The following is an 18985-nucleotide window of genomic DNA, read 5'->3' as shown; positions in this document are numbered from 1 at the left end:
CCCCTTTCTAAGACATGCCTGCAATGGAGTCATAAGAACCGTAAAGGGCACTGAATACGGAAACCATAACAAATGCCACAACTACACCCATGATCAGGAGCATGATGGGCTCCACATAAGAGACCATTTTGCTTATAGCCATATCTGCATCGTATTCCATGGAATCCGCAGTAAAGGAAAGCATGGAATCCAGGCTTCCTGTCTCCTCACCCACTCTTATGGAATCCGATAATTTTCTTACAAATCCATCAATCAGGTCCAGGCCGTCACTCAGATTATTTCCTGCCCGCACAAAGGGGATCACCTGGTCGAACTGGGCATCTATGTAATCATTTCCGATTGTCTTTCTGGCAATCTGCAGTGCCGATACAATAGGGATACCTGCGGAATACAGGGAACTTAAAGTTCTGGCAAATCTGGACGTACAGATTGTCTTCTGCAGCTTTCCGAACAGAGGCACCCAGAGCTTGAATCTATGCCATTTCATACGCACTTTCGGAATGAGCATCAGCGCTCTGACTCCGACCACCAGGAGGATCACAGCTATCAATACCAGAATCCAGTGTTCCTGCAGAAGGTCACTGAATCCCATCAGTATCCTGGTGGATAAGGGAAGTTCATCCATCTGGGCGAACAGCTCTGCAAATTGGGGCAGAACGAATTTGGTCAAGATCAGAACAACTGCCACCACCATAACCCCCAGTATTTTGGGGTATGTCATGGAGCTGGAAATCTTGGCGTTGAGCTTGTGGCTTTTCTCGTAGTGCTCCGCCATCTGCATGGAGACTTTATCCAGATTACCGCTGGTCTCTGCGGAACGATACATATATATCATCAGAGGCGGAAATGCCCCGTTTTGTGCCTCCATAGCATCGGAAAGGGCAATACCCTGGCGAATCTGTCTGAGGATATCCTCATAGACGCCTCTCTCCTTCGGCTTTACGGATTCGCCGTTCGCCATAATATTCAAAGCCCTGACCAGAGTAACACCGGACGCAATCAGAGTCCCCATCTGTCTGGAGAAATCCGCCAGAACCTTTGGCTTAAACTGCCGCATCCCCTTTGAACTCTTAACAGCTTTGGCGGACAGCAGAAAGGCATCCTGCTCATGCAGCTTCTGCTGAAGCTCCGTGTCATCCGCCACGGTCATGATACCTTTTATTACCTTGCCCTCTAAAGTTCTTGCCTTATATTTGTATTGTGCCATAACGCGGCCTCCCATTTACAGAATTAAAAATCCAAGATACCAGGAAATAATCTGTTCCCCATACAAAACTCCCACAGCCATTCCCATACACAGAAACGGGCCGAATGCAAAATGGTCCTTCCTGTCCTTTTTCTTACCTATCAGAAGCCAGATTCCCCATATTCCACCGGCCAATACAGCCAGCACTGTGGATATCAGTGTGATCTTCCACCCCAGAAACGCACCGCAGGCACCCATCAGCTTCATATCTCCGCCGCCGAAAGCTCCCGGTATGGCTAAAGTCAGAAGAAGCATGGGGACACTTACACAGACAATTCCTATAAGCCTTGAGATAAGAGATGTTTCCGGCATTGTAAAACAGGCTGCCGCTGCCAGTATGTATACGGCAATCCAGCACCCGTCCTCTATTTCCATGGTGTCCATATCCATAAATGTTACTACAGTCAGAATACAGAAAAACAGGAACACGGTCAATCCGGCAGCCGGTTTTTCCTTATAATACCAGCCGCAGAACAGGGCCGCCGCGCCGCCGAACAGTTCAATGAGCGTATCCCTGGCACCTATTTTCTTCTTACAGTAACGGCACTTTCCGCCCAGGAAAATATAACTGAACAGAGGAATCAGATCCAAAGCCCCCAACTGGTGACGGCAGGAAGGACAGAAGGAATGTCCTTTGACAAAATCCATTTTTCTGGGAACACGGTAGATGATCACGTTCAGAAAAGAAAATATGCAGGTTCCCATAAAGAATATCACTACAGCAATCATTGCCGGATAACTATTATATACATCCATATCAGCCTCTTTGTTCCAAATTATTTTTTTAGAAGGACGAAGTTATTTTTATTGTACATCAATATTCATCCTCCTAAAAAGACAATTCCGAACAAAATCGCGCCTGTGTGCCTGTAAATGACAAAAAGGGATTTCACCTGGTTTATACCAAACGAAATCCCCTCCTGTTATTGATTTTCATATTGTCGGGTCTTCCGGTAAATTGTCCATGTTCCGGAATCCTTGTCATCTGCTTCGTAGATAACTAAATACTTTCCCTCCTGATATGTCATGCTCAGCACACGGCATTTGGCCTTATCCCAGGAGATGAGATGAATCTCACCTTCCACTCCGGAATAACTCTTCACTTCCTCTTCCGCTTCCTTTGACATACCGCTTTCACGGGAACTGTCTAAAAGCGGCTCCTCCAAACCACTATATTGGATGGAGAGCAATTCTGTGTTCAGGAGCACATTTTTGGCGCTTCTAAATGCAGACCGCATTTGAATCGATTGTTCCCAATACCATAGCGCTGGTGCAAGAACAGCTATGCTGATTAGGAGCGTTAGAAGGGAAATCTTTAGTAGTCTGCGGAATTTTATTTTTTGGGTGAGTGTTTCATAATCTATATACATTTTAGTTTATGAAACCTCCTATTATATTATTTACTTTACATCTGCCCAACCACCAGCAATAGTCCATGTAACAAAATGTTTACCATCTTGATATGAAAATTTTGTCACATCACCAACATCTGCGCCTGTTGTTGTATCTGCCGCTATAGCAATTTGATAAACTGCTGTTTTACCTCCTGTAGCAACAGCAGCAATCATTGTATCATTTCTAGTGACAGTAACCCCACCAGTAGTCTTAAATGAATCTATTGCATCCGTCTTACTTATGTCATTACCGGCATAAAAATCTGCTACTTTTGCTTGTACTTCAATTAAGGTGGAAGCTGCTTCTTCTTTTGTATTTGCCTTATTAGCTTTATCTACATACTTAATTACACTTGGCACCATAACCGCTGCTAAAATTAAAATAATAACAATAACAACAATCAATTCCACCAGAGTAAAACCCTTTTTACTCTTTCGATTTTCTCTCAACCTTTTCAACATCCGTGAATCCCTCCATCTTTTTTTATTTGCCACCCACATACCTTGCACCTTACTATGGGTGAAATCCGCGGATAAAACAGCAAAACTGCATTAACTGGCTGTACTATATATATTGTGTTAAATGCTGCTTATATGCCGCAATTACCTGAACTTCTGCATTAATTTATTATATAATTTTTGACTACTTTTGTCAACAAAACCATTAACAATCAAATTAATTATTTCTTAATTTTTGCAAATTTGTAATATTCACTTTATTTCTTATACTTTCATGTCATTTGTTTGCGAAAGAGGTTAAACAAACTTAATTAAATTCCCTAACCACTCACAAAAGACGTATTTTTACCCCTTACTTTAACCCATTCTTTATCATCTCCAGCAATGTTTTCTGTGCCTCCGCAGAATAATACAGCACATCATATTCATTTCCCTTTTCACTTACACGTCTCTCGGCAGTGATCCCGGTTTCTTTTCCTTTCTCAGAAGCACGCTGCATGGGAATCCCCCGGAATCCAAATGTCTCCAGATATCCTTCATCCAGCAGCTTCTGCTGCACTGCCTTATTTGTCAGACGCTTCATGGTGCTTTCATCACGCAGTTCATTCAACTTAGCAACCAGCTCGCTGAGTGTCATCTTATCGGCAAACGGAAACGCCTGCTCCATATCTTTTGTCAGAGAAAATTCCTGTTTTCCTTTTGCCTTCCCCTTATTTTTCCCAGTACCTTTCCCCTCATCATTCATACCATTTTCTATAAAGATTCCCGCTTCCTCTCCAACAATTCCTGCCCCTGTCACATCTTCATTTTCGCCGTCATCCGGCACATGCTCCCTGATACATGCCACAAAACGCTCCCCGTACTTTTCATATTTAAATTCTCCAACGCCGGTAACCGTCAGCATTGCACTCCTGGTTCTTGGTTTTACAATACACATATGCGTCAATGTTTTGTCAGAGAAGACAATATAAGGCGGCACCTTCTCCTCCCTTGCTATCTCCATCCTAAGACTGCGCAGCACCTCGAAGAGCTGTTCGTCTGCCTCGGTAAAATCAGCTCCGGCAAGCCCGGCTGCAATTCCTTTTCTGCTCTTTTTCTCCTTCTTCTCCTTTGCCTGATGCTCCTGTTCCTTTGCCATTTTCATAGTGATCTGCGCCTCATCACCCAGAACCTCTTCCGATTTTGCCGTCAGCTTCACGATCGCATACTCATCATTGGTAACCGTGAGGAACTCATTCAGCAGCAGATAATTTATAACCTGTCTCAATTTATATGACGGCACTTTTGCCAGTTCCCCGTAATTGGGATTTTCATTCATCCTGTAATTCCTGATTTTTGCCGTATTCGCACCGTGTACAGTGTCAATAATAACGTTTACCCCATATCTCTGCCTGCTGCTTTTCACACATCCAACAAGCGCTCTGGCAATCTCCGTCACATCCACGGACTCAAACTGGCTCAGACAATTGGAGCAGTTCCCACAGTAATTTTCCCCATACTCCCCAAAATACCGCAGTATGTAATCCCGGAGACACTCATTGGTAAAACAATAATATGTCATTTTACGAAGCCTCTCCCTGTCCCGCTCTGCCACCAGCTCCCGGGCCACCGGGTCCAGCTCCTGGTTCTCCTGGCTGTTGTCAATAAAGAGCTGGTTTGTCACAACATCCTGTCCCCCATAGAGTAAAATGCATTCCGCCGGCTCCCCGTCACGCCCGGCACGTCCTGCCTCCTGATAATAGCTCTCCATGTTCTTCGGCATATTGTAATGCACTACAAATCTCACGTTGGACTTGTCAATTCCCATACCAAACGCGTTTGTCGCCACAATGATCTGATACCTGTCATATATAAAATCGTCCTGGTTCTTCTTTCTCTCCGCGTCCCCAAGGCCTGCATGGTACCGTGTAACGGAAAATCCATCTTCCTTAAGTTTCCCGCACACCTCCTCCACCCCTTTTCTGGTGAGACAGTACACAATGCCGCATTCTCCCGGATGCATCTCCAGATAATTTTTCAGCACTCCATACTTATCCTTCGGAGACTGCACTCCAAAATACAGGTTTGGCCTGTCAAATCCCGTGGTCAGAACCTCCGGATTTTCCAGCAGCAGAATATCCATAATATCATCCCGCACCTCCCTGGTGGCTGTAGCAGTAAAGGCACTCACCACCGGCCTTTTGGGCAGTTTCTTAATAAACTCTACGATCTTCAGATAACTTGGTCGAAAATCCTGCCCCCACTGGGAAACGCAGTGCGCCTCATCAACAGCCACCATAGCTATCTTTGCATGAAGGGCAAAATCCAGAAATTCCTCTGTCACCAGCCTCTCCGGTGCCACATAAATAATGGGATATCTCCCCTGCCTGGCAAGCTCAAGTGCCTTATAATACTGGCCAGTTGTCAGTGAACTATTCAGAAAGGCCGCATGAATCCCCGCCTGATTCAGAGACCCCACCTGGTCCTTCATTAAAGAGATCAGAGGCGAGATCACCAACGTAATGCCATCCATAAGCATAGCCGGGATCTGATATATGAGTGATTTTCCGGCACCTGTCGGCAATATCCCAAGTACGTCCCTTCCGGACAAAATACTGTCGATCAACGGCTCCTGCCCCTCCCGAAATGTATCGTAACCAAAATATTTTTTCAGTATCTGATATTTATCCATACTGTATCCTCCTGTTATCTGTACATGCCCGCAAACCATATCATTCAGCCGATAAAAATGCAAGCAAAAACGCCTGTTTCCATTTACTTTTCCATACAATTTATTATAATAAAGTTATAAACTTTGCACGGAACCTGTTTATACACATTCTACTGCCAAATGGACATGGTTTTCCACAAAAAGCAGATAAAATGTGGGAAAGGAGTCTCTATGACTAATGAAACACCCTCATCATCACAAAACCCTCAGAACTTGTTCCGGGAACGTATCAAAAGGGTAGACGATGCCATTGCACTGCAGGAAGGTGACAGGGTTCCATTCGCCCCCTTCAACAGCGCACTTCCCTATTTCCTCTATGGCGGCACCTTCCGTGACAGCATGTATGACTACGAAAAAGCATCTCAGTGTATCCTCCGCTTCTATCAGGATTTCCAGCCCGATGCAGACATCCACCTGGCATTCACCAGCGGCAGGTCCAACGAACTTGCCGGTTCCACCATGATTGACTGGCCCGGAAGGCCCGGAACAAGAGTGCCTGACTTTTCCACCCATCAGGTGATCGAACACGAATATATGTCTCAGGATGAATATCCGGAGTTTATCAATGATTTTATGGGATTTACCCTGCGCAAATACATCCCGCGCGCGTTTCCCAATCTGAAGGGCCTTTCCGGCATTCACTTTGTTCCTTCCATTGTACTGAGCACCACACCCCTGGCTTCCTTCTATTCCCCGGATGTACAGGAGGCGTTTTCCATTCTGGCGAAGATTGGGGAAGAGGATGCAAAAGCTGCTGCGGCCAGCAATGCCCTCTCAGCCCGGATTGCAGCCATGGGAATCCCTCCTATGATGACAGGAGTCGGGGAAGCTCCCTTTGATATTATCGGGGATTATTACAGGGGAACCCTGGGAGCGCTCACGGACCAGATTGAATGCCCGGACATGATAGAAAAGGCCTGTGATATGCTGGCAGACATACAGATAGCCTCCTACGGGTATTTTAAAACTGCTTCTCTCCCTGTAAAACGTGTCTTCTTCCCGCTCCACAAAGGCATGGACGGATTCATGAGCCCCAAACAATATGAAAAACTTTACTGGAATCCGCTGAAAAAAATCATGCTCGCCCTCATAGATATGGGTGTCACGCCTTTTATCTACACAGAAGGAAAATACAACAGCCGCCTGGAACAGCTTGCGGACGTTCCGGCCGGCAAGGTTATTTATCACTTTGAGAGTGTGGATATGGCACAGGCGAAAAAGGTTCTGGGCAGCACAGCATGCATCTCCGGCAACATGTCCATTTATCTGCTGGAACACGGAACCAGGCAACAGGTCATTGACGCCTGCAAATCACTCATAGACACCTGTGCCCCAGGCGGCGGGTATATTTTTGATACAAATGGAAGTATTGACAATGCGAAACGCGAAAATATAGAAGCGATGTATGACACCGTACTTACCTACGGCAAGAAGTAAAACATCCTTTCAGATGCATTTATCATAACACAGCAGGCCCACTGATACAATAAAAAAATGAGAAAATCAGCAGTCTGCAGAAATATAATGCCGCACCGGGTATACTGCCGTTCCCGGTGCGGCGTTTCACAAAATCATTTACATACTATCTACAGATTAGAATACCCCATCAGCGAGGCATCCACTGCCTCCGCTGCCTTCCGTCCTTCCCGGATAGCCCAGACGACCAGGGACTGCCCCCTGTGCATATCCCCCGCAGTGAATATACCGGGTATACTGGTCTCATACTCGCCCGGCTTTGTGGCCACATTGCTCCTCTCGTTCACAGACACGCGAAAGGCTTCCGTCACATACTTCTGGCTCCCTAGAAATCCCGCTGCGATCAGGACAAGCTGTGCCTCGATTACCTCCTCTGTCCCCTTAACAGGAACCATATTCATGCGGCCTGTCTTCTCATCTCTCTTACTCTCCAGCTTAACGGTCACAGCCTTCTGCACATCCCCTTTTTCATCCTTAAGGAACTCCGTCACTGTTGTCTGATATATCCTGGGGTCATGCCCGAACACAGCGATCGCCTCCTGCTGTCCGTAATCCGTCTTACAGACGCGGGGCCACTGGGGCCAGGGATTGCTGTCAGCCCTTGTATCAGGCGCCTTTGGCATCATTTCAAGCTGTGTCACAGATTTGGCACCCAGACGGATGGCTGTTCCCACGCAGTCATTTCCCGTGTCGCCGCCGCCGATCACCAGCACATGTTTTCCCTTTGCAGATATAAACTTATTATCCCTTAAATCAGAATCCAGCAGACTCTTTGTCACGGAAGTAAGAAAATCCACCGCAAAATAAATATTACCCGCATCTCTTCCCGGAACTTTTATATCCCTGGGGTTGGAAGCCCCGCAGCAGAGCACAACCCTGTCATACTCTTTTTGCAGCTCGGACGCCTTAATATCCTTCCCTGCATCCACGCCCGTTTTGAAGACAACGCCCTCTTCCTCCATCAGCCTCACTCTTCTGTCAATTACAGACTTATCCAGCTTCATGTTCGGAATGCCGTAGCGCAGCAGCCCTCCGATTCTGTCGTTCCTTTCAAACACAGTCACCTGATGTCCTCTCCGGTTGAGCTGCTGCGCAGCCGCCAGACCCGAGGGCCCGCTTCCGATGACAGCCACCTTTTTTCCTGTCCTCACTTTTGGAATTTGTGGCTTTACCCATCCCATTTCATATGCCGTCTCAATGATGGCGTGTTCATTTTCCTTAGTCCCCACAGGCTCCCCGTTGAGGTTACAGGTGCATGCAGCCTCACACAGCGCAGGGCATACTCTGGACGTAAATTCCGGAAAACTATGTGTTTTTGAAAGGCGCAGATATGCCTGTTCCCAGTTTCCCGTATATACCAGATCATTTGTCTCAGGCACCATATTGTGCAGCGGACACCCGGAAGCCATACCTCCCAATATAGCACCTGACTGACAGAAGGGAATGCCGCACTCCATGCAGCGCGCCCCCTGTTTCTGCTGTTCTTCTCTGGACAGATATTTTTTAAATTCTCTGAAATGCTTAATCCTCTCTTTTGGCTCCTCCATCCGGGCATTTTCTCTGTTATATTCTAAAAATCCTGTAGGCTTTCCCATGACTTACTCTGCCCCTTTCTGACTAAAATTCTCGTTAAACGCTTCCAGTTTTGCCTGTTCCGGCGACATACCCTGCTCTTCCATTCTCGCAGCCAGAGTGGTCATCTTTTTATAGTCATCCGGAATGATCTTTTTGAATTTAGGCAGATACTCCTGAAAATGCGCCAGCACTTCCTGTCCCTTCCCGGAGCCGGTAGCCTCCACATGAGCTTTGATCATATGGTGCAGCTCCTGAATATCCGGCTTTGTCTCCACCTTTTCAATGGAAATCATTTCTTTATTCAAATTTTTGTACAGATCATTTTTCTCGTCCAGCACATAGGCAATACCACCGCTCATTCCTGCAGCAAAGTTCTTGCCCGTTTTTCCCAGCACGACCACACGTCCACCGGTCATATATTCACAGCCGTGCTCTCCCACGCCCTCTACTACAGCACAGGCGCCTGAGTTTCGGACCGCAAAACGTTCCCCTGCCACACCGCCGATATAAGCAGTTCCGCTGGTCGCCCCATAGAGTGCAACATTACCGGTAATAATATTTTCATCTGCCTTATAGTTTCTTTTTTTCGGCGGATACAGTACAATTTTTCCACCGGACAGACCCTTGCCCATGTAGTCATTACAGTCCCCGCACAGCGTCAGGGTAAGTCCTTTTGGAATAAATGCTCCAAAGCTCTGCCCTCCGGCTCCATTACAGGAAACAGTTATGGTATCCTCGGGAAGTCCGTCCTTATGCTGCCTTGTGATCTCCGCACCCAGAATAGTTCCAAATGCCCTGTCCGTGTTGGTCACCTGGATCTCCACACCGGCTTTCTCACCTTTCTCAACCGCTTTTCCCAGCTTTTTCAGCAGCACCTTTTCATCCTTTGTCTCTTCCAGCTTAAAGTCATACACCTGTGCCGGATCAAATGTGACCTTTGCGCCTTTTTTCATATACGGATTATTCAAAATTGCACTTAAATCAATTTGAGAAGCCTTTGGATTCTCGGCATTCTCCTTCACTTTCAGCAGGTCCGTGCGTCCTACCATTTCATCCAGTGTACGGACACCCAGTTTTGCCATGTACTCCCGCAGTTCCTCTGCTATAAAACGCATAAAGTTTACCACGTATTCCGGTCTGCCCTTAAAACGTTTCCTCAGCTCCGGGTTCTGTGTAGCCACACCGACAGGGCATGTATCCAGATTGCAGACACGCATCATGACACATCCCATGGTCACCAGGGGGGCAGTTGCAAATCCAAACTCCTCCGCGCCCAGCAGTGCTGCCACTGCCACATCACGACCGCTCATCAGCTTGCCGTCCGTCTCGATCACAACCCGGCTGCGAAGCCCGTTTTTAAGAAGTGTCTGATGAGTCTCAGCAAGACCAAGCTCCCAGGGAAGCCCTGCATTATGGATAGAACTCTGCGGCGCTGCTCCGGTGCCACCGTCGTATCCGGAGATCAGGACCACCTGCGCACCGGCTTTTGCCACACCTGCTGCCACGGTTCCCACACCTGCCTCAGACACCAGTTTCACGGATATCCTGGCATATTTATTGGCATTTTTCAAGTCATAGATAAGCTCTGCCAGATCCTCAATGGAATAGATATCATGATGCGGCGGGGGAGAGATAAGGCTTACGCCGGGCGTGGAATGCCTTGTCTTTGCAATCCAGGGATAGACTTTCCTTGCAGGCAGGTGTCCTCCCTCGCCGGGCTTTGCTCCCTGCGCCATTTTAATCTGAATCTCCTTTGCACTTACCAGATAACGGCTGGTAACGCCAAAACGCCCGGATGCCACCTGTTTGATCGCGGAACAGCGGTCCACAGCACTTCCCGCACTGTCCAGACGCTCATCACTCTCTCCGCCCTCACCGGTGTTGGATTTGCCATGCAGCATATTCATGGCAACAGCAAGAGTCTCATGTGCCTCTTCGGAAATAGATCCATAGGACATTGCACCTGTCTTAAAGCGTTTTACGATATCGTCAACACTTTCCACTTCCTCAAGGGGAATTCCCTTTTCCGGATACCGAAAGTCCATCAGACTCCGCAGATATCCGCTCTGTTCCCTGTCTACCAGTTCCGTATACTGTCTGAACATTTCGTAATCACCGCGTTTTGTGGATTCCTGCAGCATATGGATGGTCTGGGGATCATAGCGGTGCTTCTCCCCCTCACTCCTCATCTTATGGATTCCCATGCTCTCCAGCTCCAGATTCGTTGGCAGTCCCAGCGGGTCAAACGCTTTGGAATGGCGCACCTCCACATCATCTGCAATATCCTTCAGCGTGATTCCGCCCACGCGGCTCACAGTCCCTGCAAAATACTTCCCGATCACTTCCTCTGATATACCAATCGCCTCAAATATCTTAGATCCCTGATAAGACTGAATGGTGGAAATACCCATCTTGGAAGCGATCTTGACAATCCCATGCAGAATGGCATTGTTATAGTCATCCACAGCCGCATAATAATCTTTATCCAGAAGCTTATCATTGATCAGCTCCTTTATGGTATCCTGTGCCAGATAGGGGTTGACCGCACATGCTCCATACCCCAGAAGTGCTGCGAAATGATGCACCTCTCTCGGCTCACCGGATTCCAGAATAATGGCAAGGGACGTTCTCTTCTTTGTCTTTACCAGATACTGATGCACTGCGGAGACTGCCAGAAGTGACGGAATCGGCATATGATTCTCATCAATTCCTCTGTCGGAGAGAACCAGTATATTGGCACCATCCTTGTACGCCTTATCCACCTCCACAAACAGCCTGTCAATGGCTCTGTCCAGACGGGTGCTTTTATAATACGTGATCGGCACCACTGCTACCTTGAAGCCGTCCACCTTCATGTTTTTGATCTTCAGCATATCTGTATTGGTCAGAATCGGATTGTTAACCTTCAATACCTGGCAGTTTTCCGGCTGCTCCTTCAGCAGGTTTCCGTCTTTTCCCACATATACGGTGGTGCTGGTGACAATTTCTTCACGAATAGCGTCAATCGGCGGATTTGTCACCTGTGCAAACAATTGTTTGAAATAGTTAAACAGAGGCTGATGCTTCTGCGAGAGCACAGCAAGTGGTGTATCTGTTCCCATTGCCGCGATCCCCTCAGAACCATTCAGGGCCATGCTGTAAATAGATTTTCTGTAGTCCTCATAAGTATATCCAAATGCCTTCTGCATTCTGGTGAGCTCTTCCCCATCATACTCCTCCACCCGGATGTTGGGAATCTTCAGGTCGTGCAGTTCCACCAGGTTACTGTCCAGCCACTCACCGTAAGGTTGTTTTTTTGCGTAAATCTCCTTTATTTCATCATCGCTGAAAATCTGTCCTTTTCTCGTATCGACCAGCAGAATTTTGCCGGGATGCAGACGTTCCTTCAGTACGATCTCCTCCTCCGGCACAGGCATGACCCCCACCTCTGAGGAGAGAATAACATCCCCGTTTTTTGTAATATAATATCTGGACGGGCGAAGCCCGTTTCTGTCAAGAACGGCGCCCATCACATCGCCATCGGAAAAGAGGATAGAAGCCGGACCGTCCCACGGCTCCATCATGGTGGCATAATACTGGTAAAAATCCCTTCTCTCCCGGGAAAGCGTATTATTGTTAGCCCAGGGTTCAGGAATAGCCACCATGACTGCCAGCGGCAGATCCATGCCGTTCATCACAAGAAATTCCAGTGTATTATCCAGCATGGCAGAGTCAGATCCTCTGGTGTCCACCACCGGAAGCACCTTGTGGAGCTGATTCTTCAGATAATCTGACGCCATGGTCTCCTCTCTTGCCAGCATTTTATCAGCATTTCCGCGGATTGTATTAATCTCCCCGTTATGCACAATAAACCGGTTCGGATGTGCCCGCTCCCAGCTCGGGTTAGTATTGGTACTGAAACGTGAATGCACCATGGCAATGGCTGATTCGTAATCCGTATCCTGCAGATCCGAGAAAAATGTGCGAAGCTGATTTACCAGAAACATGCCCTTATACACAATGGTCCTGCTGGACATGGACACCACGTATGTATTGTCATTGCTCTGCTCAAACACACGGCGGGCAATATATAGTTTTCTGTCAAAAGGAAGCCCTTTCTCCACATGATCCGGTTTTTTAATAAATGCCTGCACTATATTCGGCATGCACTCCAGTGCCTTGTGACCCAGGACCCGGGAACATACAGGCACTTTGCGGTATCCCAGAAACTCCAGCCCCTCCTTCTCCACAATGATCTCAAACATTTTCTTTGCCTGGTTGCATTTCAGTTCATCCTGGGGGAAGAACAGCATGGCAATTCCGTATTCCCGTTCTCCTCCAATCGCAATCCCCTCTTTTTTGCAGGCTTTTTCAAAGAATTTGTGAGAAATCTGAAGCAGAATACCGACGCCGTCACCGGTCTTTCCCTCTGCGTCCTTTCCTGCCCTGTGCTCCAGGTTTTCCACAATCTTCAATGCATTTTCCACTGTTTTGTGGCTCTTAACGCCTTTGCTGTTCACTACGGCTCCGATACCGCAGTTGTCGTGTTCAAATTGCTGCCGATACAGTCCTTCATCTTTTCTCATAGTCAAATCCCTCTGCTTTCTTATATTCAACAGCCGCACACACAAGTCCCGCAAAAAGGGGATGCGCATGATTCGGTCTGGATTTTAATTCGGGGTGTCCCTGTGTTCCGATAAAAAATGGATGGTCCGTGATCTCAATCATCTCCACGATCCTTCCGTCAGGTGAAAGGCCTGCCAATGTCATTCCCTTCTCCTCCAGCCTCTCCCTGTAGTCATTGTTTACCTCATAGCGGTGTCTGTGGCGTTCTGTGATTTCCTCCTTCCCATAAAGGGAATAGGATTTCGTTCCTTTTTTCAGCCTGCAGGGGTAAGACCCAAGTCTCAGGGTCCCGCCCAGGTCCTCCACTCCGTTTTGTTCCGGCATGAGCGCAATGACCGGATGCAGGGTATCAGGATTCAGCTCCATGCTGTTGGCATCATGATAACCGAGCACATTTCTGGCAAATTCAATGATCGCGGTCTGCATTCCCAGACAGATTCCCAAAAAGGGAATCTTGTTCTCTCTGGCATATTTCACTGTCAGTATTTTTCCTTCTGTCCCCCTGGTTCCAAAACCCCCCGGAACCAGGATTCCATCCACACCGCCCAGCAGTTCTTCACAACTGTTCTCCGTGATATCTTCAGAATCCACCCAACGGATCTTCACGCTGGCATGCCCTGCGATACCACCGTGCTTTAACGCCTCCGCAACACTTAAATAGGCGTCATGAAGCTGTATATATTTACCTGCAATGGCTATCTCAACCTCTGTATTCGGATGCCGCAGGTCTTCAACCATGGCTTTCCAGTCATCCAGATCAGGTTCAGGGCAGGGCAGGCGCAGACATTCACAAACCACCTGAGCCAGATTTTCTTTTTCCATTGCCAGAGGTGCTTCATAGAGATATTCCACATCCAGGTTCTGCAGTACATGACTTCCCGGTACATTACAGAACAGCGCAATTTTATCTTTGATTTCCCGGGAAATAGGGTATTCTGACCGGCACACCAGAATATCCGGCTGCAGTCCCATACCCTGAAGCTCCTTCACGCTTGCCTGGGTAGGTTTTGTCTTCAGCTCCCCGGAAGCCTTCAAATAGGGAATCAGGGTAACATGGATCAAAACCGCGTTCTCATGTCCCACATCATGCTGGAACTGCCGGATTGCCTCCAAAAAAGGCTGGCTCTCAATATCACCTGCCGTTCCTCCCACCTCAATGATAGCGATTCTCTCTTCATCCGGTGTCTTAGCTCGATAGAAGCATCCCTTTATCTCATTGGTAATATGAGGAATCACCTGCACTGTCCCGCCGCCGTAATCTCCGTGGCGTTCCTTATGCAGAACCGACCAGTATATCTTACCCGTGGTCACATTGGAGTTCTTATCCAGACTTTCATCTATAAACCGTTCATAATGTCCCAGGTCCAGATCCGTTTCTGTCCCATCATCTGTTACGAAAACCTCCCCATGCTGGATCGGATTCATAGTACCGGGGTCCACATTGATGTAGGGATCAAATTTCTGCATGGTCACCTGATATCCTCTGGCCTTTAAAAGCCGCCCAAGTGACGCCGCTGTAATCCCCTTTCCCAATCCCGACACCACGCCGCCTGTAACAAATACATACTTTACTGCCATCACATTTTCCTCCTGCGTTGCCTGACTTATGGAATAATTACAACATTTTCCACACATCAAAAAGGCGCCGGTAACCTTGATATATAAGGTTTACCGACGCCATTGTCGTTATTTTTCCAATATGCTTTTTACTTCTTCCATTCCTTTCTGCCTGCTTCAAATGAAACACTGCAAAAATTATGGAATTACTATATCTCATTTCTCCGCGTTTGTAAATCCCCAAATTATTTTTTTTCATCAGAGGGTCTCCGGAGGACTTTTCTGCAGCCCCCTCTCATTTTACAGATGCCTTTTGACATACATCCCGTGTGGGTCCGGATATAAATCCTCCTATATCCCATATTTATCAAACAGCTTCTTCTGATAATCCCAATCCGTAACAGCCCTCTTGATTTGCTTATAAGCCTCATCCCGTTCTGACTGCCGCAGCAATACTTCAATCAACTGATTCACTCGTATTTCTCCCTGCTCAATACCCCTCTCAATTCCCCTCTCAATTCCCTGCGTTTCTCTTTCCTCCAGCATCTCCTCAATTGCAGTACACATATTAACCTCTCCCTTCTCATTTTCTTTTAAATCCTTCAAAGCAGGAACATTCAGAAACTTTGACACCAGCCAGCCTTTTTTTGCATCCAGATGCATGAACTCCCTTTTTCTGGTCTCCAGGAATTTTTTCATCCCTTCTTTATCCTTCAGAAGCGGAAGCAGTTCAAAGACCTCCCGAAGTCCGGTCCTGAAATGACTGCTCTCCACCGTACCGCTGCATACCAGGTTAACCCGGTAATCCTGGATACACGCTGCCCACGGTTCCAGCTCCGGCGGAATATCCAGCATATCATGAAGACACAGCGGCCCATCCCAGCTCTGTTCCTCCCCATAATAAAATACAATCGTGATCACCGGCAGCAGCCTGTCTTCCCTCTTCATTCCGGATAGATACTCTGCTCCCTTTTCCAGCTTTCCCTCCTCTCTTCTCTTTTTTACCATACGCTCTACCTGCCTTGTATAATCCATTGCATCATAGAGCATACAGCGGACCGGCATGGCATAATGTACATTCCTCTGCCCTTCTGCGGCCAATACAACTGCCAGGCAGCTCTCCCGAAGTCCGGACAGTTTCTGCACATCCCGAATTCGTCTGAGTATTACCCGCCTTCCGCCTTCCTTTCCTACACGCATAACTTTCTTTTCGTTTTCCTGCTCCAGCATATCCGGCCTGATAATCTGATTTCCCCCAAACAAGGCACCATTAAATAAATCTGCAAAGATTTCGTTATCCGACAGTACCTCATAGATCTCGTCATCCATGGCTGTCAGTACAATTCCTTTCATAGACCTCCTCCCCGGACAAAAAGTAAAAGGCAGACCACCAGACCACAGGATATCTGTATCCTATACCAATAATATAAACTAAAACACAGTTTATATCAACTTTTACTTTGCATCACACTGCAGTTTCTGCCGTTTTTCTCTTTCGTCCGACAATATACAATTTTATACTTTCTGGATTTTTCGGCAGACCTGCCGCAGATTAAATGAAATGCTCTCCAGATAAACCGATTATACCTTCCTCCCCCCACTCTGTCAATCCCATAAAAATCCACAAAAATTTTCCTTCCGCCTTCCAACGCTCAGTTACCCGGGCATGGGCATCTCCCACGCCCGGGTGACGTCCGTTCTGCATATTTTTTTCAAATACCCCTTGACATTTCCCATTTTCCATGCAATACTACTCACCATAAAGCAAAGGCGCTTTGGATTCCCCATCCAAGGCGCCCTTTTTGTTTGCTCATTTATACCCCAAAATAAATCTCGAAAGGAGTGCTGTGAATATGCCAAAAGATATTCCCACACTATATGGAAGCCTGGTTTTCAGCGACAAAGTGATGCGCAACAAACTCCCGAAGGACGTATACAAAGCCCTTCACAAAACCATTCAAAATGGAACCCACCTGGAACTGGACGTAGCCAATTCCGTAGCTGTAGCCATGAAAGAATGGGCCGTAGAAAACGGCGCCACACACTTTACCCACTGGTTCCAGCCCATGACCGGCTATACCGCTGAAAAACACGACAGCTTCATATCACCCAATGGAAGCGGTGAAGTCATCATGGAATTTTCCGGCAAAGAACTGGTAAAAGGAGAACCCGATGCGTCCAGTTTCCCCTCAGGCGGCCTGCGTGCCACATTTGAAGCAAGAGGTTACACAAACTGGGACCCTACATCGCCAGCTTTTATCAAAGATAACACACTTTACATACCAACAGCATTTTGTTCCTTCAGCGGAGAAGCACTGGATAAAAAAACGCCCCTGCTCCGCTCCATGGAAGCGTTGAATAAAGAAGCCGTTAAAATGCTCCATCTCCTTGGCAACAAGGAAATAACCAGTGTCTCCACCACGGTAGGACCGGAACAGGAATACTTCCTTGTCCCTAAAGAGCTTTACGAAAAAAGACGGGATCTCATCTTTACAGGCAGAACACTGTTCGGTGCCCCTGCCCCCAAAGGCCAGGAAATGGAGGACCACTACTTTGGTGCTCTGAAACCGAGAATTGCCGCCTACATGCATGAACTGGATGAGGAACTATGGAAACTGGGCATTCCGGCCAAGACAAAACACAACGAAGTGGCTCCTGCCCAGCACGAACTGGCCCCTGTTTTCGATACTGCCAACGTGGCGGTTGACCACAACCAGCTCACCATGGAAATCATGAAAAAAACAGCGGAGAAGCACGGCCTTGTCTGCCTTCTCCATGAAAAACCCTTCGACGGCATCAACGGAAGCGGCAAGCACAACAACTGGTCCATGTCAACCAACACAGGTATCAACCTGCTGGACCCGGGCAAAACTCCTGCCGAAAACATTCAATTCCTGGTATTTCTTATGGCTGTGATCAAAGCAGTGGATGACTACGCAGACCTTATGCGTGTATCTGCTGCCAGCGCCGGCAATGACCATCGTCTCGGCGGCAACGAAGCACCTCCTGCCATCGTCTCCATCTTCATCGGCGATGAGCTGGAAAGTGTACTGAAATCTATTGAGGAGGACGCTTACTTCGGAAAGGCCCATCCCGTACAGTTGGAAACCGGTGCACATGTACTGCCTCACTTTACCAAGGACACTACAGACAGAAACCGCACCTCGCCTTTTGCCTTCACGGGCAACAAATTTGAATTTCGTATGCTGGGCTCCGCCGCGTCTGTGGCAAATCCCAATATGGTTCTGAACACCGCTGTGGCAGAGGCTCTGTCCCAGTTCTACAATGAACTGAAAGACACTGCGCCGGAGGAAATGGAGCATGCCGTCCATGAACTGATCAAACGCGCAGTCAAAAAGCATAAAAAAGTTATTTTCAACGGTAACGGCTACACAGAAGATTGGGTAAAAGAGGCAGAATCCAGAGGACTTTACAACCTGGTTTCTACACCTGAAGCCCTTCCCCGCTTTATTGCCGATAAAAATCTGGATTTGTTTATCAAACACGGTGTATTTACCAGGGAGGAGATTTTCTCCCGCTATGAGATTCTTCTGGAGACCTATTCCAAAACCGTTGCCATCGAATCCAAAACCATGCAGGAAATGCTCATAAAAGATTTTCTCCCGGCAGTCAACCGCTACGCCGCTGCTGCTGCCAAACAGGTATCCGATAAAAAAGCTCTGCTTGCGGAACTCTCCACTACATCTGAGGAAGCCCTGGTGTCAAACCTGACTGAAATCTCCAACCGTATTGCAGCCGGTGTAACCACCTTAAAAGAGGCAACCGCCAAAGCTGAATCTACAGTGGATATGCAGAAGCAGGCTGACCTGTTCCTCACTGAAGTTCTTCCTGTAATGGAAGAGCTGAAGAACGCTGCAAATGAAGCAGAAATAAAAATTCCTGATGAAATACTTCCATATCCGACCTATGACCATCTGTTATTTTACGTCTAAGGAGACAGCC

The 18985-nt window shown here is 47.5% G+C and carries 12 protein-coding genes; 2 read left to right on the top strand and 10 right to left on the bottom strand.

Annotated features, from left to right (window positions below):
• Nucleotides 1–7: 7 nt before the first annotated feature.
• From LC508_RS20265 to recQ, 5 genes are all read right to left on the bottom strand, one after another.
• Nucleotides 8–1207 carry a type II secretion system F family protein gene (locus LC508_RS20265; protein ID WP_033140686.1) on the bottom strand — a complete coding sequence of 400 codons (1200 nt, stop codon included), beginning with the start codon at nucleotides 1205–1207 and terminating at the stop codon, nucleotides 8–10.
• A 15-nt stretch (nucleotides 1208–1222) separates the two neighbouring features.
• Nucleotides 1223–2002 carry a prepilin peptidase gene (locus tag LC508_RS20260; RefSeq protein WP_033140687.1) on the bottom strand — a complete coding sequence of 260 codons (780 nt, stop codon included), beginning with the start codon at nucleotides 2000–2002 and terminating at the stop codon, nucleotides 1223–1225.
• Nucleotides 2003–2169: 167 nt separating this feature from the next.
• Complete coding sequence (locus LC508_RS20255; protein WP_147396158.1) at nucleotides 2170–2616, bottom strand: hypothetical protein; 447 nt, start codon at nucleotides 2614–2616, stop codon at nucleotides 2170–2172.
• 30 nt (nucleotides 2617–2646) lie between these two features.
• Nucleotides 2647–3102 (bottom strand): prepilin-type N-terminal cleavage/methylation domain-containing protein, encoded by a 456-nt coding sequence (locus LC508_RS20250; RefSeq protein WP_118593830.1) that lies wholly within the window; start codon nucleotides 3100–3102, stop codon nucleotides 2647–2649.
• Nucleotides 3103–3451: 349 nt separating this feature from the next.
• Nucleotides 3452–5770, bottom strand: a complete 2319-nt coding sequence (gene recQ, locus LC508_RS20245; protein ID WP_103732042.1) for a DNA helicase RecQ — start codon at nucleotides 5768–5770, stop codon at nucleotides 3452–3454.
• A gap of 210 nt (nucleotides 5771–5980) precedes the next feature.
• Between recQ and LC508_RS20240 the strand changes: the two genes are divergently transcribed.
• Entirely contained in the window at nucleotides 5981–7246 is a 1266-nt protein-coding gene (locus LC508_RS20240; RefSeq protein WP_103732043.1) for a uroporphyrinogen decarboxylase family protein, read from the top strand.
• 149 nt (nucleotides 7247–7395) lie between these two features.
• Here the strand turns inward: LC508_RS20240 and LC508_RS20235 are convergent, their stop codons facing one another.
• The 5 genes from LC508_RS20235 to LC508_RS20215 all read right to left on the bottom strand — a co-directional run bounded on the left by LC508_RS20235 (nucleotide 7396) and on the right by LC508_RS20215 (nucleotide 16375).
• Nucleotides 7396–8880, bottom strand: a complete 1485-nt coding sequence (locus LC508_RS20235) for a glutamate synthase subunit beta (protein ID WP_033140690.1) — start codon at nucleotides 8878–8880, stop codon at nucleotides 7396–7398.
• Nucleotides 8881–8883: 3 nt separating this feature from the next.
• Nucleotides 8884–13425, bottom strand: a complete 4542-nt coding sequence (gene gltB / locus LC508_RS20230) for a glutamate synthase large subunit (RefSeq protein WP_103732044.1) — start codon at nucleotides 13423–13425, stop codon at nucleotides 8884–8886.
• Entirely contained in the window at nucleotides 13412–15043 is a 1632-nt protein-coding gene (locus LC508_RS20225; protein ID WP_103732045.1) for a CTP synthase, read from the bottom strand. Before LC508_RS20225 ends, gltB begins: the two co-directional genes overlap by 14 nt.
• A 37-nt stretch (nucleotides 15044–15080) precedes the next feature.
• Nucleotides 15081–15281, bottom strand: a complete 201-nt coding sequence (locus LC508_RS20220) for a hypothetical protein (RefSeq protein WP_103732046.1) — start codon at nucleotides 15279–15281, stop codon at nucleotides 15081–15083.
• Between the two features lie 92 nt (nucleotides 15282–15373).
• On the bottom strand, nucleotides 15374–16375 hold the full coding sequence (locus LC508_RS20215; protein ID WP_225305239.1) for an Rpn family recombination-promoting nuclease/putative transposase: 1002 nt from the start codon (nucleotides 16373–16375) through the stop codon (nucleotides 15374–15376).
• Between the two features lie 500 nt (nucleotides 16376–16875).
• On the opposite strand from LC508_RS20215, the gene LC508_RS20210 reads away from it, so the two are divergent.
• Nucleotides 16876–18975 carry a glutamine synthetase III family protein gene (locus LC508_RS20210; RefSeq protein WP_103731562.1) on the top strand — a complete coding sequence of 700 codons (2100 nt, stop codon included), beginning with the start codon at nucleotides 16876–16878 and terminating at the stop codon, nucleotides 18973–18975.
• Nucleotides 18976–18985: the final 10 nt, after the last annotated feature.

The organism is Blautia parvula (assembly GCF_020215665.1).
Classification (GTDB): Bacteria; Bacillota; Clostridia; order Lachnospirales; family Lachnospiraceae; genus Blautia; species Blautia celeris.
This window is presented reverse-complemented; position numbering and strand designations above follow the sequence as displayed.

Bases quoted from the DNA above. Each gene is read 5' to 3' on its own strand.
- LC508_RS20255 (WP_147396158.1), bottom strand. From the start codon at position 2,616: ATGTATATAGATTATGAAACACTCACCCAAAAAATAAAATTCCGCAGA.
- LC508_RS20215 (WP_225305239.1), bottom strand. From the start codon at position 16,375: ATGAAAGGAATTGTACTGACAGCCATGGATGACGAGATCTATGAGGTA.
- LC508_RS20240 (WP_103732043.1), top strand. From the start codon at position 5,981: ATGACTAATGAAACACCCTCATCATCACAAAACCCTCAGAACTTGTTC.
- LC508_RS20260 (WP_033140687.1), bottom strand. From the start codon at position 2,002: ATGGATGTATATAATAGTTATCCGGCAATGATTGCTGTAGTGATATTC.
- LC508_RS20250 (WP_118593830.1), bottom strand. From the start codon at position 3,102: ATGTTGAAAAGGTTGAGAGAAAATCGAAAGAGTAAAAAGGGTTTTACT.
- recQ (WP_103732042.1), bottom strand. From the start codon at position 5,770: ATGGATAAATATCAGATACTGAAAAAATATTTTGGTTACGATACATTT.
- LC508_RS20265 (WP_033140686.1), bottom strand. From the start codon at position 1,207: ATGGCACAATACAAATATAAGGCAAGAACTTTAGAGGGCAAGGTAATA.
- gltB (WP_103732044.1), bottom strand. From the start codon at position 13,425: ATGAGAAAAGATGAAGGACTGTATCGGCAGCAATTTGAACACGACAAC.
- LC508_RS20220 (WP_103732046.1), bottom strand. From the start codon at position 15,281: ATGAAAAAAAATAATTTGGGGATTTACAAACGCGGAGAAATGAGATAT.
- LC508_RS20210 (WP_103731562.1), top strand. From the start codon at position 16,876: ATGCCAAAAGATATTCCCACACTATATGGAAGCCTGGTTTTCAGCGAC.
- LC508_RS20225 (WP_103732045.1), bottom strand. From the start codon at position 15,043: ATGGCAGTAAAGTATGTATTTGTTACAGGCGGCGTGGTGTCGGGATTG.
- LC508_RS20235 (WP_033140690.1), bottom strand. From the start codon at position 8,880: ATGGGAAAGCCTACAGGATTTTTAGAATATAACAGAGAAAATGCCCGG.